Annotated in this window: 14 protein-coding genes; 8 read left to right on the top strand and 6 right to left on the bottom strand. The window is 72.4% G+C overall.

Going from position 1 to position 14,697, the window contains the following annotated elements:
- Both ND748_RS12620 and ND748_RS12615 read right to left on the bottom strand, forming a co-directional pair.
- Nucleotides 1-948: geranylgeranyl reductase family protein (locus ND748_RS12620; RefSeq protein ID WP_251745983.1), on the bottom strand; the 948-nt coding region annotated here is incomplete at its 3' end.
- A 44-nt stretch (nucleotides 949-992) separates the two neighbouring features.
- Complete coding sequence (locus ND748_RS12615; protein WP_251745982.1) at nucleotides 993-2,198, bottom strand: DUF5926 family protein; 1,206 nt, start codon at nucleotides 2,196-2,198, stop codon at nucleotides 993-995.
- Between the two features lie 394 nt (nucleotides 2,199-2,592).
- On the opposite strand from ND748_RS12615, the gene ND748_RS12610 reads away from it, so the two are divergent.
- The 3 genes from ND748_RS12610 (at nucleotide 2,593) to purQ (ending at nucleotide 5,032) form a co-directional block, all read left to right on the top strand.
- Complete coding sequence (locus ND748_RS12610) at nucleotides 2,593-3,552, top strand: FAD-dependent oxidoreductase (protein WP_251745981.1); 960 nt, start codon at nucleotides 2,593-2,595, stop codon at nucleotides 3,550-3,552.
- A gap of 52 nt (nucleotides 3,553-3,604) precedes the next feature.
- On the top strand, nucleotides 3,605-4,177 hold the full coding sequence (locus tag ND748_RS12605) for an ATP-binding protein (RefSeq protein ID WP_308205629.1): 573 nt from the start codon (nucleotides 3,605-3,607) through the stop codon (nucleotides 4,175-4,177).
- Nucleotides 4,178-4,309: 132 nt separating this feature from the next.
- Nucleotides 4,310-5,032 (top strand): phosphoribosylformylglycinamidine synthase subunit PurQ, encoded by a 723-nt coding sequence (purQ, locus tag ND748_RS12600; protein ID WP_251745979.1) that lies wholly within the window; start codon nucleotides 4,310-4,312, stop codon nucleotides 5,030-5,032.
- Nucleotides 5,033-5,047: 15 nt separating this feature from the next.
- On the opposite strand, the gene ND748_RS12595 is transcribed toward purQ, so the two are convergent.
- The gene (locus ND748_RS12595) at nucleotides 5,048-6,076 is read right to left on the bottom strand and encodes an ABC transporter ATP-binding protein (RefSeq protein ID WP_251745978.1); all 1,029 of its coding nucleotides are present in this window, start codon (nucleotides 6,074-6,076) and stop codon (nucleotides 5,048-5,050) included.
- A 68-nt stretch (nucleotides 6,077-6,144) separates the two neighbouring features.
- Between ND748_RS12595 and ND748_RS12590 the strand changes: the two genes are divergently transcribed.
- On the top strand, nucleotides 6,145-6,966 hold the full coding sequence (locus ND748_RS12590) for an ABC transporter permease (RefSeq protein WP_251745977.1): 822 nt from the start codon (nucleotides 6,145-6,147) through the stop codon (nucleotides 6,964-6,966).
- Nucleotides 6,963-7,628, top strand: coding sequence for an ABC transporter permease (locus ND748_RS12585; protein WP_251745976.1), 666 nt, complete (start codon nucleotides 6,963-6,965; stop codon nucleotides 7,626-7,628). The genes ND748_RS12590 and ND748_RS12585 overlap by 4 nt, the downstream gene beginning before the upstream one ends.
- Before the next feature lie 10 nt (nucleotides 7,629-7,638).
- Here ND748_RS12585 and ND748_RS12580 read toward each other — a convergent pair whose 3' ends face one another.
- Together ND748_RS12580 and ND748_RS12575 are read right to left on the bottom strand one after the other, a co-directional pair.
- Nucleotides 7,639-8,526, bottom strand: coding sequence for an alpha/beta fold hydrolase (locus ND748_RS12580; RefSeq protein WP_251745975.1), 888 nt, complete (start codon nucleotides 8,524-8,526; stop codon nucleotides 7,639-7,641).
- A gap of 344 nt (nucleotides 8,527-8,870) precedes the next feature.
- On the bottom strand, nucleotides 8,871-9,662 hold the full coding sequence (locus ND748_RS12575) for a LysR substrate-binding domain-containing protein (protein WP_251745974.1): 792 nt from the start codon (nucleotides 9,660-9,662) through the stop codon (nucleotides 8,871-8,873).
- A 68-nt stretch (nucleotides 9,663-9,730) separates the two neighbouring features.
- On the opposite strand from ND748_RS12575, the gene ND748_RS12570 reads away from it, so the two are divergent.
- The 3 genes from ND748_RS12570 to purL all read left to right on the top strand — a co-directional run bounded on the left by ND748_RS12570 (nucleotide 9,731) and on the right by purL (nucleotide 13,763).
- Nucleotides 9,731-10,069, top strand: coding sequence for a thioesterase II family protein (locus ND748_RS12570; RefSeq protein WP_251745973.1), 339 nt, complete (start codon nucleotides 9,731-9,733; stop codon nucleotides 10,067-10,069).
- Nucleotides 10,070-10,389: 320 nt separating this feature from the next.
- On the top strand, nucleotides 10,390-11,343 hold the full coding sequence (locus ND748_RS12565; protein ID WP_251745984.1) for an ABC transporter substrate-binding protein: 954 nt from the start codon (nucleotides 10,390-10,392) through the stop codon (nucleotides 11,341-11,343).
- A gap of 107 nt (nucleotides 11,344-11,450) precedes the next feature.
- Nucleotides 11,451-13,763 (top strand): phosphoribosylformylglycinamidine synthase subunit PurL, encoded by a 2,313-nt coding sequence (gene purL, locus ND748_RS12560; RefSeq protein WP_251745972.1) that lies wholly within the window; start codon nucleotides 11,451-11,453, stop codon nucleotides 13,761-13,763.
- Nucleotides 13,764-13,851: 88 nt separating this feature from the next.
- Here the strand turns inward: purL and ND748_RS12555 are convergent.
- A partial coding sequence (locus ND748_RS12555; protein WP_251745971.1) for a DUF3027 domain-containing protein occupies nucleotides 13,852-14,697 on the bottom strand: 846 nt, incomplete at its 5' end.

The following is a 14,697-nucleotide window of genomic DNA, read 5'->3' as shown; positions in this document are numbered from 1 at the left end:
GGCGCCGACCGCCGCGGCCGCCGCCTCCCCGGCGAGCCGGCCCGAGCGCAGCGCGAACGAGATGCCCTCGCGGGTCCACGGGTCGAGCAGGCCGGCGGCGTCCCCGACGACGAGAACCCGGCCGCGGCGCAGCGGGGAGTCGACGGCCCGGACTCGGGTGAGGTGGCCGGAATCGTGCTGGCGTGGGGCGCCCGCGAGCCCGAGCCGCTCGACGAACCGCTCGTAGTAGCCGCGCAGCGCGGCGCCCTTGGCCCGGTCGCCGATCACCCCCACCGTCAGCACCCGCCCCTTGGGGAACAGCCAGCCGTAGGAGCCGGGCACCGGGCCCCAGTCGATCAGCATCCGGCCGGCCCACCGCTCGGCGAGGGCGGCGTCCACGACGAACTCGCCCTCGAGGCCGACGTCGATCTGATCGCACCGGACTCCGACGTGGGTGCCGCAGCGCCCCGAGGCGCCATCCGCCCCGATGACGACGCGGGCCCGCAGGTCGGCGCCGCCGCGCACCCGGACGTGCACCCAGCCGTCGTCGGCCCCGGGCACCGCGGCGGCCGCCTCGCGCAGGCCCAGCACCTGCACGCCGGTCCGCACGATCGCGCCCGCCGCCTCGGCCGCGGCCAGCAGCGCGGCGTCCAGGTCGGTCCGCATCACCATGGACAGCCAGGGCCGCGCGTCCGGCTGGCCGCGGCTGATCTGGTACCGACCGTCCAAGGTCATCGTCAGCGAGCTGACCGTGGCGCGGACCAGGCCGGCCAGGTCGATGCCGACGTGGTCGGTCGACAGGCCGACCAGCCCGCCGCCGCAGGTCTTGTACCGCGGCATCGACGACCGTTCGAGGACGCATACCCGGGCCCCGGCGGCTGCCGCCGCCCGCGCCGCGCTGCCCCCGGCGGGGCCCGCCCCGACGACGATGACGTCGAACGTGCTGTCCGGCCTGTCGCTCGTGCCCACCGCAATCCCCTCCTGAATCCCCTCCTGTCGGACCACCGCCCGCCTCAGCGCAGAGTGAGGCTGCGGCCGACGAGACCGGCCCGGATTCGGCGTTCCTGCGCGGTGAGCGAGGTCGGGCTCGCGAGCGCCTCCCGGTAGGCGAGCCTCAGCGCGGCGGCCGGCTCCTCGCAGCGCTCGGGCGCGGTGTCCGCGGCGAGATCCCAGACCGGGATGACGATGCCGTCGGCCCGGAAGAAGCCGACGAAGCGGGTTCCCGGACCGACGGTGAGCCGCTCGGCCGCGGCCAGCCGGGCGAGGGCGTCGAGCAGCGCCTCCTCCGAACGGGCGATGTCCGAACCTGCAACGTCACCGCCGTCGGCCGAACCCGTGACAGCCGAACCCGTGGCAGCCGTGGCAGCCGAATCCGTGGCGGCTCCGGCCGGCGCGGCCAGGGGCAGCGCCCAGCGCAGATGCCACCGGTCGCTCGGGTGGCACCAGTAGGCGGCGGGCACGGCGGACAGCCGCACCGTGGGCACCACGGTGGCGTTGGCCCGCTCCAGCATCGCCGCCACCTCCTGGTTGGGCCCGCTGTCGTCGTCCGACGGCCGCAGCCACCACCCGAAGCCGGGGTGGACGGTGATCTCCAGGGGGGCCGGGTCGAGCAGGTCGGTGAGCCGGGGCAGCCCGGCCAGTCCGTCCGGCCGCTGTTCGACCAGGCGCGGGGACGAGGCCGCCGGCACGTCCACCACGTTGCCCGGGTCGGCGTCCAGGGCGGCGAGCAGCGCTCCGGCGATGTCCCGGGACGCGTCCAGCCCGGGCAGCGCGGTCTGCATGGCGACGAGGATCTCCCCGTCCTCGCGGACCAGTGCCGGCGCCGCCTGCGGCAGCATCGTGCAGAGCGTGATGCGCCGGTCGGCATGCTCGGGATGCTTGGCGAGATGGTCGGCGGCGAGGATCACCGGGGCGGTCGCGCTCGGCACCAGCTCGCGCAACGCGACCAGGTCGGGCTCGTCCCGGCGGCTGAGGAAGGGCCGCAGCACCGGCGCCGGCCGGCTCCGCTCGCCATGGCACGCCTTGTAACGACGCCCGGAGCCGCAGGGGCAGGGCTCCCGCGGCCCGACCACGCCGATCGCGCCGGTCGGGTCGATCTCGCCGGTCGGGCCGTCGGGTCCCGGCTCGGCTGAACGGCGGCGGGCGGCGGCGGGCGAACCGGCCGCGACACGGGCGGGGCGGGCGCCCGGACGCTGGGGTGCGGGTCGACGTGCGATCACGGGCTCCTAAGGTCATGACCGTCACGCACGGTCGTGGGCATGGACTGGGTACGGCTGGATTCGGGGTAAGGCTAGGCCATGGGCGGCGCGAGGCGGAAACGCCGGGCGCTGCGGCGGCACCCCGCCCGCGCATTCCGGGAGAACCCCCACCCATCCTGGGTGTTGTCCCGTCGAGCCGGCACCGGCTGCACTCCGGCGTCGGGGATGACAGGCACGATGATGGTGCCTGACCGGCAGGTCGATCCCGGCGGGTGCGCGGAGATGATCGCCACGCTCGGCTCGCCAGCGGCCGCCCGGTCGGCCCCGCGATCCCACGAAAGCAACGCCCCAGGGCGGGGAATGGGGGTTTACCCGCGAGCCGACCGGCGTCGATGTCGAGTCAATGGGGGGATTCGTGGCAAAGGTCGTCGTCGCCGGCGGAGGAATTGCGGGAATCGCCTGTGCGAGTGTGCTGCAGGCCCGGGGAATCACGGTGGAGGTCCGCGACCGGGGTCGGGTGATCGGCGGCCGGATGGCCTCTCGGTGGATTGACGGGCGGATCGTGGACTCCGGCGCTTCCTACTTCACCGTCACCTCACCCGAGTTCGCCGAGGTCGTGAACGACTGGCTGGTCCGGGGGACAGCACGCCCGTGGACTCGGCGGATGTCGGTGATCAGCGGACCGAACGCGACGCTGACCGCCGCCGAACCGGGACCGCTGCGCTACGCCGCGCCCCGCGGGCTGCGGTCGCTGGTCGCGGACCTCGCCTCCCGAGCCGGGGTCAGCGTGGCACAGTCCGCCCCGATCGCCCGGATCACCCCGGGCCCGCTCGTCGACGGCGAGCCGGCGGACGCCGTGGTGCTGGCCATGCCGGACCCGCAGGCGCTGCGCCACCTCGACGAGTCCTTCACCGAGGAACGTGCCCTGGTCGCCGACCGAGCCTGGTCGCCGACTCTGGCGCTGCTCGCGGGCTGGTCGCACCGCTGCTGGACGCCGATGGACGGCGCCTTCGTGCACGACGACGACACCATCGAGTGGATCGCCGACGACGGGCGGCGCCGCGGCGACAACGCACCCGTCCTGGTGGCGCACTCGACGGCCGGGTTCGCCCGGCCGCGCCTGGCCGAGCCGGCCGCGGCCGGTCCCGCGCTCATCGAGTCGCTGCGGCGGCTGCTCGCCGTCCCGGAGCAGCCGCGGTGGGTGTACGTACAGCGGTGGACGTTCGCCCGGCCGCAGCGCCCGCACGAGCGGCCGTTCCACCTGTCCGCCAATGGAATCGGTCTCGCGGGCGATGGATGGGGCCGGCCGAAGATCGAGAATGCCTGGCTCTCGGGCACCGGGTTGGGTCGGGCGATCGCCGACCGGCTGCGATGATCCGCAACGGTGTGACGCACTTCCGAGAATGTTCGTCTAGCAGGGTCGATTGATGTCGTCGGCGGGGGGTACACCTGCCGATATGGAGATCAAACTCAGCCTGTCGTTGCCCCGCGATGAGATCTCCATACCCGTGGTCAGACGAATCTGTACGCAGTCCCTAAAGGTTCTCGGGGTATCCCATGAATGCATTGATGACGTTGAGCTTGCGTTGACCGAGGCATGTGCGAATGTGCTTCTCCACGCGCAGGTCGAGGACGAGTACGAGGTGTCGGTCGGCGTCGACAACGAGGTGGCCGTCATCGAGGTGTGCGACAGCGGCGGCGGCCTGGACACCGCCTTCGAGAGCGTGTTCGATCCGGACTGGGTGACGCGCCCGACCCCGGACGGCACAGCGCCGGAGAACGTCCCGGAGCAGGGGCGGGGAATCTTCCTGATGCGGGCGCTCATGGACCGCGTCCAGTTCCACCGGGTCGAGGGCCCGCATCGGGGCACCCGCGTGCACCTGGAGAAGGGCCTGGTCTGGGAGGAAAGCGCCCCTGGTGCGCAGTTGAGCCGGGCGCGCCGGACGACCGGGCCATGGGGCGCCCCCCACCCCCCGAAGGCCGCCGACGAACCCGTCTGACCCCTACCCGCCCACGACGGGTCCGAGGGCCGATCAACCGGCCTTCCCCCGCGAGGGGAGCGGCTACCCTGACGGAAGTCGATGGAAACCGACGGAAGCTGACGGGCGAGCGGAAGCTGGGTGGGTGCCGGGATGGATGCGGTGGGGACCGACACGACCAGGGCGGCGACCAGGACGACGACCAGGATCGGGGTCGTGACCTTCCCGGGCTCGCTCGACGACCGGGATGCGGCGCTGGCCGTGCGGGCCGCCGGCGCCGAGCCGGTCGCCCTCTGGCACGGCGACGACGACCTCACCGGGGTCGACGCCGTCATCCTGCCCGGCGGCTTCTCCTACGGGGACTACCTGCGCGCCGGCGCGATCGCCCGGTTCTCCCCGATGGTCGCGGCCCTCGTCGCCGCGGCCGCCGACGGCCTGCCCACACTGGGCATCTGCAACGGCTTCCAGGTGCTGTGCGAGGCCGGCCTGCTGCCGGGCGCGCTCACCCGCAATGCCGGGCTGCACTTCGTCTGCCGCGACCAGCGACTGCGCGTCGAGACCGCGGCCACGACCTGGACGCGCGACTACCAGGCCGGCGAGGAGATCGTCATCCCGGTCAAGCATGGTGACGGCCGCTTCGTGGCGAGCCCCGAGGTGCTCGCGGAGCTGGCCGCGCAGGACCGGATCGTCCTGCGCTACGTCGGCGGCAACCCCAACGGCTCGGCCGACGACATCGCCGGAGTCTGCAACGCCGACCGCACGGTCATGGGCCTCATGCCCCACCCGGAACACGCCGTCGACGCGCTGACCGGCTCGGGCCTGGACGGACTGCGCATGTTCACCTCGGTACTGACCGGCCTGCTCGCCCGCGCCTGAGGCGACCCCGCCGGGTCACGCCCGCGCGGAACCGGACTCGGCGGCGGGCTCGTCGTCCCGCGCCACCGACCGGCGCAGCGCCGCGTGCAGTGCCGCCGGGGTGAGCACGCCGACCAGCTCGCCGCCGGCGTGCACGTCGAGCGCTGCGCTGTCCTGCGCCAGCAGCGCGGACAGCGCCTCCCGCAGGGACGCCCCCACCTCGATGCCCATCCGCCCGGCGCCCGCGGCCTCGACCCGGCCGGATCGGGGCGGTTCGAGATCCTCCCGGCGCAGCGTGGTCACGGACAGCCGCCGCAACGCCCGGTCGGATCCGGCGAAACCGGCGACGAAGTCGGTGGCCGGGCGGCCGAGGATGCGCGCGGGCGGGTCGATCTGCTCGAGGTGGCCGCCCTGGCGGAACACCGCGATCCGGTCGCCGAGCCGGATCGCCTCGTCCAGGTCGTGGGTGACGAACACCACCGTCTTGCGGATCTCCCGCTGCAACCGCAGGAACTCCGCCTGCAGCCGGTCCCGCGCGATCGGATCGATCGCGGAGAAGGGCTCGTCCATGAGCAGCACCGGCGGATCGGCGGCCAGCGCCCTCGCGACGCCGACCCGCTGCTGCTGCCCGCCGGACAGCTCGTGCGGGTAACGCTTCTCCACGGTCGCCGGGTCGAGGCCCACGAGGTCGAGCATCGCGTCCACCCGGGCGCCGATGCGGGCGCGGTCCCAGCCCAGCATCCGCGGCACGGTGCCGACGTTCGCGCGCACCGTCAGGTGCGGAAACAGGCCGATCTGCTGGATGACGTAGCCGATGCGCCGGCGCAGCCGCACCGGATCGGTGCGGGCCACGTCCTCCCCGGCCACCAGGATCTGCCCGGACGTCGGCTCCACCAGCCGGTTGATCATCTTCATCGTCGTGGTCTTGCCGCACCCCGACGGGCCCACCAGGCACAGCAGCTCCCCGGCGGGCACGTCGAAGGACAGGTCCGCGACCGCCACCGTGCCGTCCGGGTAACGCTTGCCCACCCCGCGCAACGAGATCATCGGGTCCGCCGAGGTCATCGGGTTCGCCGAGGCGTCGGTTCCGCGGTCATGGGCGTCGAGTCCTCCGTACCGGCTACGGTGCTTCGGTGGCCATCGTCGCGTCCGGTAGCTGTCTCGAACGGAACGCCTGGATCTGCGGAGATTACGTCGAAACCCGCTCGGACGAGCTGTCCGCGGCGCTGCGCGAGCACGTCAGCCTCACGTTGAGCGCGGTGGCGATCGGCCTGGTGATCGCGGTGCCGCTGGTCCTGCTCGCCCGGCGCTGGCGGTTCGCCGTCGCCTGGATCAGCGGGTTGGCGAGCGTCCTGTACACGGTGCCGTCGCTGGCGTTCTTCGCGCTGCTGCTGCCCGTCACCGGCCTGTCCACGACCACGGTGCGGATCGGGCTGGTCGCGTACACGCTGGTCATCCTCTTCCGCGGGCTGCTCGCCGGGCTCGACGCCGTGCCGGCGGACGTGCGCGACGCCGCCCGGGGCATGGGCTACGGCCCGCTGCGGCTGCTGATCACCGTGGAGATCCCGCTTGCCCTGCCCTCGATCATGGCCGCGATCCGGGTCGCGACGGTCTCGACGATCGCGCTGGTCACCGTCGGCGCGACGATCGGCCACGGTGGCCTGGGCGACCTCATCTACGACGGCCTGACCAGTTCGTTCAAGTCGGAGGTGCTGACCGCCTCGGTGCTGTGCGTGGCGCTGGCCGTCGTCGCCGACCTGCTGCTCGTCGGACTGCAGTGGCTGCTGACCCCGTGGCGACACGGCCGCCGGAGCCAGCCGCGCCGGACCCGCGGGAGCGGCGCGATCGGGCCACCGGCCGCGAGACCACCGAGTGCAAGCCCACCGACTGCAAGCCCACCGACTGCAAGCCCGCCAGCCGCGGGCCCACCGCGTCCGCGCGGAACCGCCGCGTGAGCACCCTGACCAGCGCGTTCGACTGGCTCACCACCGGCGCGAGCTGGCGGGGCGACGAGGGCATCGCCCACCGCCTCGGCGAGCACCTGCTGCTCACCGGTGCCTCGGTGGCCATCGCCTGCGCGGTCGCGCTGCCGGTCGGGATCGGCCTGGGGCACCTGGGCCGGGGCGGCACCCTGGCCATCAACGTCTCCAACATCGGGCGCGCGGTGCCGACGTTCGCCGTGCTCGTCCTGCTGGCGATCGGCCCGCTCGGCATCGGCGACACGACCACCGTCGTCGCGCTCACCCTCTTCGCGATCGCCCCGCTGGTCACCAACAGCTACGTGGGGATGCAGGAGGTCGACGCGGGCGCGAAGGAGGCCGCCCGGGGCATGGGGATGTCCGGCGGCCAGCTCCTGCGCCGGGTCGAACTCCCGCTGGCCCTACCGATGATCATGCTCGGTCTGCGGCTGGCCGCGGTGCAGGTGGTGGCGACGGCGACCATCGCGGCGCTGATCGGCGGCGGCGGCCTCGGCCGCTTCGTCGTCGACGGCCTGGCCAACAACCGCCGCCCCGAGGTGGTCGGCGGCGCGATCCTCGTGGCCGCGCTCGCCCTCCTCGTCGACGGCCTCCTGCTCCTGCTGTCCCGCGCGGTGTCGACCGCCCGGCGTCCCAGGTGAGCGCTCCGCGTCAGGAGCCGTCCGGGCCCGAGAGGAAGCGCAGGGCGGCGGCGTTGAAGACGTCCGGTTCTTCGAAGTGGGGCCAGTGCCGGACTTCGGGCATCTCCAGGATCTCCGAGTTGGGCAGGTAGGTCGCCAGCCGTCGGGCCGTGTTCTGATAGTCGCCGAAGTCCTTACCGGACGCGACCAGCAGGGTCGGAGCGGTCAACGTCCCCCACTGCTGCGGCGTGATCAGGTTCCGGTCCCGGGCGGCCGGATCCTGCAGGACCAGGACGTGGTCGATCACCTTCCGGGTCTCGGGGAGCCGATAGATCGCCTGACGAAGGGCGATCAGGTCGGGAAGACGGTTGCGCTCATCAGCGATGAGATGCTCGAACATCGCCTTGATCGAGTCCCAGCTGGGGTCCTCCACCGCGCGGGTCCGCTCGGCCCGGATCCGGGCCATGTTCGAGGGCGTCGCCAGCAGGCCGGCCGGCGACATCAGGATGAGTCTGCGGACCCGGGCCGGCGCATCGAGGGCCAGTTGCGCTGCCACCCAGGCGCCGAGCGACATACCGATCACCGAGAAGTCGTCGACGTCCAGGAGATCCAGCAGTCGCAGCAGGTGGCGGACGTAGACGTTGATCTCGTAGTCGTAGTCCGGCTTCGTGGAGAAGCCGTTACCCAGCATGTCCACGGCGATGCAGCGAAAATGCCTGCTCAGCGGACCGAGAGTCGGTGCAAAGGTTTCCCAGTGGCCACCCGTGCCGTGCAGCATCAGCACCGCCGGAAGGTGCTTCGCGCCGGCCTCCGCGTACCGGGTCGACACTCCGTCCACGTCAATCCAGCCCTGCTGGAAGGGCACCTCGCGCAGGAACGTCCAGATGCTTCGGTACGAAGCCTCTGCGATCTCGACCATATTCGATGCCTGCCTCTCCATCAGCGTTGGGAAAAGGGAGGACAGTGCCCTGCTGACGCCTGACACCGTTGTCCTACGACATCTTGCGGACAGCGTCGGCGCCGCAGAGATCACCCGGACCGGGCGTGAATGTCATCATTTTCGGCACACCGAGTCGTCAGCATCGCGGAGTCGGGCGGCAGCCCGCCCCGCGAGACTGTCCGCCAAAAAAAATTTACATAAGGATGACGGCGGATGCAAAGATCTCGCCGAGGTGACTTTCAGTGATTCGGTGCCATCGTTCTGACCAGGCAGATCTCGGCCGACGGTGACAGAAGGTGCACCCAGGCGCGCGAGACGGGGCGTCAGGCCGCCCGCGCTGCGGCCGACAGCGCCCCGATCGCGTGACGTACGGCCGGTCGGCTGTCGTTGTCGGCGCGCCAGACCGCGTAAATGCTCCGCCGCAGCCGGGGATGCAGCGCCAATACCCGGACACCGGCCGGCACCGGATCCTGACCGAGCCGCGGGACCATCGCGAGCCCCATACCTGCGGCGACCATCGCAAGCTGGGTCGGATACTCCATCACGATGTGCCCGATCCGGGCCTCCGCGCCGTGGGTCTGCATCGTGTGGATCAGCCTGTCGTGACAGGTGGATCCCACGGTTCGACTGATCCAGCGCTCGCCGAGCACGTCCTTCATGGAGATCGAGTCGCGTCCGGGCGTTGCAAGCGGATGACCGGTGGGCAGCGCCACCTGCGCGATGTCCTCCATCAGCTTCACTCGACGGACTCCCTGCGGCAGGGTCATCGGCGCGTTCTCCCAGTCCTGCGCCAGCCCCAGATCCAGCTCACCCCGGACGACCTCCGCCACGGGACTCCGGAAATCCATCTCGTGAACCTGAACGAGCAGGTCGGGGTGCCGTTCTTGCAAAATGTGGTCCGACTCGCTGCGCATTCCATTCCAGGAGTCCTGCGCTGTGTACCGCCGGCAAGAACCGACGAGGATAGTCGGATCCAGCTCGACATCGAGGTTCACGTGGCCACCCTCGGCGCCGTGACGCCGGAAGGAGTCCGCGAACGCCTCAACCAGGTGCTGCTTCCAGTCGAACGCCCGAGAAATATTCTCGTCCGCGCTGCGGAGACGGTCACTGCGCACAAGTAGCAAACCACCCGGGCGCCACCGGGTCGCCCGTTCATCCATGACACGGTGAGGAGCGTGGAGTCATGCCCGCCGACCGCCTGAAACTATTCTGTATCCCCCACGCCGGTGGCACCGCGAGTGTTTTCCGCCCCTGGCGGCGGCGCTTCCCTGCCACCATCGAAGTGGTTCCGTTGGAACTACCCGGCCACGGCACCCGCGGCCGCGAGGCCTTCGCGCAATCCATCTCGTCGGCGGCCGAAGATCTTCTTGAGGCCGCGGAGAATCGCCTGGTGCGGCCGGTGGCGGGCGAGGACGGGCGGCCGAACGGCGACGACGGTCCCGCGCGGCGCACCGCCGAGGTCTCGATCCACCAGGAGCACGGCGAGGTCCTTACCGGGCGGTTGGAGTCGTTGGTGGGCTGAGTTCCGTTCCCGGCTGGTGAGCTCCACCGGCCGGGGGCCGGGCGGGCTCGGCGGCACACGAACCGCCTGCGTGACCGTTTGTCCACCTTGACGCTGTTACTTGGTCCTGTTCTGGTTGCGGGGTCGACCCGTGGCGGAGGAGCGTGTCCCGGACGTCCGGAAGTTGTCGGACCGGGATGGGACGGTGTGGGACAGCCGGGGGCCGTCGCACGCGCCCGACGATCCGAAAGAACAGCCGAAGACGAACGGTGGGGTTCTCGAACGTGACTGACGCAACAGTACCGACGGATCCGCGGCGCCGAAGCGCCCCGCGGTCCTGGCTGCATCACCGTGCCCTGGCGGGCCTGGCCGCGCTGGTCGCCCTCGCGCTGACGGCCGCGGCCTGCGGCTCCGACTCGGACGGTGGCAGCAGCGGCGCCGGGGCCGGCGCGACGACCTCGGCGGGGGGCTCGCTCACGGTCGCCGACGCCGGCTTCACCGAGAGCAAGATCCTCGCGGAGATGTACGCGGCGGTCCTGGCGAAGGCCGGCTACAAGGTCGACCGGACCTCGGTGCAGCAGACCGAGCTCGCCCAGTCGTCGCTGGAGAAGGGCACGGTCGACGCGATGCCGCAGTACGTCGCGACCTACGCCGACCTGCTCAACTCCAAGGTCCACGGTCCGGACGCGGCGTCGGTCTCCTCGCCGGACCTGCAGAAGTCGCTGGCCGCGCTGCGCCCGCTCGCCACCGGCCTCGGACTGTCGGTGCTCGACCCGGCCGACGCGGTCGACCAGAACGCCTTCGCCGTCAGCAAGTCCTTCGCCACTCAGCACAACCTCAAGGCCCTGTCCGACCTGGGCGCCAGCGGGCAGACGGTGAAGATCGCCGCCGGCCCCGAGTGCGAGTCCCGGCCGTTCTGCCAGCCCGGGCTGGAGAAGACCTACGGCATCAAGATCAGCGAGATCGTCAAGACCGGGGTCGACACCCCGCAGACGAAGGCCGCTGTCAAGGACGGCACGGCGCAGCTCGGCCTGGTCCTCACCACCGACGCCACCGTCACCGACTACGACCTCGTGGTGCTCACCGACGACAAGAAGCTCCAGAACGCCGACAACCTCGTGCCGATCGTCAACACGAAGTCGCTGACGCCGCAGATCTCGGCGGCGCTGAACAAGCTGGCGCCGGTGCTCACCACCGCCGACCTGGCCGACCTGAACAAGAAGGTCGACGCCCAGCGGGAGAAGCCCGCCGACGTCGCCAAGGAATACCTCAAGGGCAAGGGCCTGCTCAGCTAGCCGCGATCCGGACACCGGGGTGGCAGTGGCCCACGCCACCCCGGGCCGGCAGCACCGGTCTCCGGGCACAGGGGCCGCGAGCTGGCCCGATCCGCGAGGATGGGGGGGTGACCGGCAACCCGACCGCCCCGGCGGCCACCTTCGAGACCACTGGCAGCGCGACTTCCGGTGCCACGGGCACCACCGAGCAGCCGTACCGCGAGCTGGGACTCACCGACGACGAGTACGAGCGGATCGTGGCGACCCTCGGCCGCCGCCCCAGCGACGCCGAGCTGGCGATGTACTCGGTGATGTGGAGCGAGCACTGCTCCTACAAGTCCTCCAAGGTGCATCTGGCGCAGTTCCGGGACACCCCGTCCACCGACCGGCTGCTCGTCGGCATGGGGGAGAACGCCGGGGTCGTCGACGTCGGCGAGGGCCTGGCCGTCACCTTCAAGATCGAGTCCCACAACCACCCGAGCTTCGTGGAGCCCTACCAGGGGGCGGCGACCGGCGTCGGCGGCATCGTCCGCGACATCCTGACCATGGGGGCCCGGCCGATCGCGGTGCTCGACCCGCTGCGCTTCGGTGACGCCGACGCGCCCGACACGGCGCGGACGCTGCCCGGGGTGGTCGCCGGCATCGGTGGCTACGGCAACTGCCTCGGCCTGCCCAACATCGGCGGCGAGGTCGTGTTCGACCCGACCTACGCCGGCAACCCACTGGTCAACGCGCTCTGCGTCGGGGTGATGCCGGTCGGCCGGGTGCAGACCTCGGCGGCCACCGGGGTCGGCAACGCCGTGGTCCTGCTGGGCGCGAAGACCGGCCGGGACGGGATCGGCGGCGTGTCCGTGTTGGCATCGGCGACCTTCGACGAGGGCGGCGGCCCGGCCCGCCGGCCGTCCGTGCAGGTCGGCGACCCGTTCACGGAGAAGATCCTGATCGAGTCCTGCCTGGAGCTGTTCGACCGTGAGCTCGTCACCGGCATCCAGGACCTCGGCGGCGCCGGGCTGACCTGCGCGCTGACGGAGACGACCGCGGCGGGCCTGGCCACCGGCCAGCCCGGCGGCATGGACGTCGATCTGGATCTGGTGCCGCTGCGCGAGCCGTCGATGGCCGCGCACGAGGTGCTGGCGAGCGAGTCCCAGGAGCGGATGCTCGCGATCGTCACCCCCGAGGCGCTTCCCGAGGTCCTCGCCCTCGCCGAGCGCTGGGGGGTGCTGGCGACCAGGATCGGCACCGTCACCGACTCCGGGCGGCTGATCGTGCGCTGGCACGGCGAGGTCGTCGTCGACGTGCCGCCCGGCTCGCTCGCCGACGACGGCCCCGTCTACGAGCGGCCCCTGCGCCGCCCCGCCGACCTCGACCGGGTCCGGGCGGACGGTCCGACGGCGTCCCGGCTGGCCCGGCCGACCACGCCGGCGCAGCTTCGCGAGACCCTGCTGCGGATGATCGCCTCGCCCAACCTGTGCTCCCGCGCCTGGGTGACCGACCAGTACGACCGGTACGTGCAGGCCGCCACCGTCCTCGCCCAGCCGGAGGACGCCGGTGTCCTCCGGCTGTCCGAGTCGACCGGGCTCGGCATCGCGCTGGCCACCGACGGCAATGGGCGCTACGCCCGGCTCGACCCGTTCACCGGCGCGCAGCTCGCTCTCGCCGAGGCATGCCGCAACGTCAGCGCCGCCGGGTCGGTGCCGATCGCCGTGACGAACTGCCTGAACTTCGGCTCCCCGGAGAACCCCGAGGTGATGTGGCAGTTCGCGCAGGCGTGCGCGGGCCTCGCCGAGGGCTGCCGGCAGCTGGGCCTGCCGGTCACCGGCGGCAACGTGTCGTTCTACAACCAGACGGGTTCCGCGCCGATCCACCCGACGCCGGTGATCGGCGTGTTGGGCCTGTTCGACGACGTCGCCCGGCGCACCCCGATCGGCTTCACCGACGAGGGGGACGCGCTGATCCTGCTCGGCGAGACCGCCGACGAGTTCGGCGGCTCCGAATGGGCCTGGGTGACGCACCGGCACCTCGGCGGAGCGCCGCCGGCGGTCGACTTCGCCCGGGAGAAGCTGCTCGGGGAGGTCCTCGTCGCCGGTTCCCGCGACGGCATGCTCACCGCCGCCCACGACCTGTCCGAGGGGGGACTCGCGCAGACCCTCGTCGAGTCCTGCCTACGCGGCGGGCGCGGCGCACGGATCGTCCTGGACGCTGGCGCCGACCCGTTCGTCGAGCTGTTCAGCGAGTCGGCCGGGCGTGCCGTCGTCGCCGTGCCGCGCTCCGAGGAGCAGCGCTTCACGGACATGTGCACGGTCCGCGGCCTGCCCTGGCAGCGCATCGGCGTGGTCGACGGCGACACGCTCGACGTGCAGGACGTGTTGCGCGTGGGTCTCGACGAGCTGCGCGACGCCCACGAGGGCACCCTGCCCGCCCTGTTCGGCCGCACCGCCTAGGGCCGGCGCCCCGCCCCGTCCGCCCGCGACCGCTCCGGACGGGGCGGGCCGGGCGGACGGGGCCGGGCGGAGGAGTTGGGGCCTGCGGTCAGGAGTGGCCGTAGGGCTCCGGGTCGGCGGCGTCCGCGGGCTGCTCCCCCGGCTCGGCGTCCGCCACCGAGCCGGGGCTGTGGGCGGCGACGCCGATCAGCTCGACGTCCGTCGGCTCCAGGTCGGAGGGGTCCTCGTCGAACACGATCGGTTCCGGGTGCGCCGACGGCGCCACCAGCGCCTCGGAGTGCGCCCCGCAGCCGTGATCGATGGCCGTGACCCGGCCGTCGTCGGGGGCCAGCTCGTTGGCGCAGGCGCCGAACATGCGGCCGAGCGCACCCGCGAGGCGGACGTGGAAACCACAGGTCAGGCACGAGGCCGGGGCGACCTTGGCGATCGAGGCATCCGGCCCGGCGTCGCCGGCGTACCAGCGCTCGACGGCCTCTTCCCGGCCGGTGACGGACAGCACCCGGGCCCGGCCGAGGCCGAGCTCGAGGTAGTCGTCGGTGTCGACGAGCTCCTCGACGTCCTCCACACGCAACGCGAGCCGGGGATCGTCGATCGCCGTGGGCAGCAGGTCGCCGACCCCGACGTCACCCGGCCGCAGCCGCTCCGACCACGGCACCCACGCCGGCGCGAGCATCGCGCCCTCGCCCGGCATCAGCACCACGTCGTCGACCGTGACCTTGCGCACCCGAGAGGCGCGGGTGACGACCACCGTCCAGGCCCAGCCCGGGTAGGCGGGCGAGGCGCAGGCGAAGCGGTGCAGCACGATCCGGTCGCCCTCGGCCTCGATGCCGAGGTGCTCGCCGACCTCGCCCGGATCGCCCGCCTGCTCGACGGCGGCCGCGCGGGCCAGGTCCACGGCGGCCGCGCACACCGCATCCACCGCCGGCTCCCGCGC

The organism is Frankia sp. AiPs1 (assembly GCF_023716945.1).
Taxonomy (GTDB): domain Bacteria; phylum Actinomycetota; class Actinomycetes; order Frankiales; family Frankiaceae; genus Frankia.
The sequence above is the reverse complement of the archived record's forward strand: the minus strand, read 5'-3'. Positions and strand labels throughout refer to the sequence as shown.

Bases quoted from the DNA above. Each gene is read 5' to 3' on its own strand.
- purQ (WP_251745979.1), top strand. From the start codon at position 4,310: ATGGATGCGGTGGGGACCGACACGACCAGGGCGGCGACCAGGACGACG.
- ND748_RS12570 (WP_251745973.1), top strand. From the start codon at position 9,731: ATGCCCGCCGACCGCCTGAAACTATTCTGTATCCCCCACGCCGGTGGC.
- ND748_RS12605 (WP_308205629.1), top strand. From the start codon at position 3,605: ATGTCGTCGGCGGGGGGTACACCTGCCGATATGGAGATCAAACTCAGC.
- ND748_RS12595 (WP_251745978.1), bottom strand. From the start codon at position 6,076: ATGACCTCGGCGGACCCGATGATCTCGTTGCGCGGGGTGGGCAAGCGT.
- ND748_RS12580 (WP_251745975.1), bottom strand. From the start codon at position 8,526: ATGGTCGAGATCGCAGAGGCTTCGTACCGAAGCATCTGGACGTTCCTG.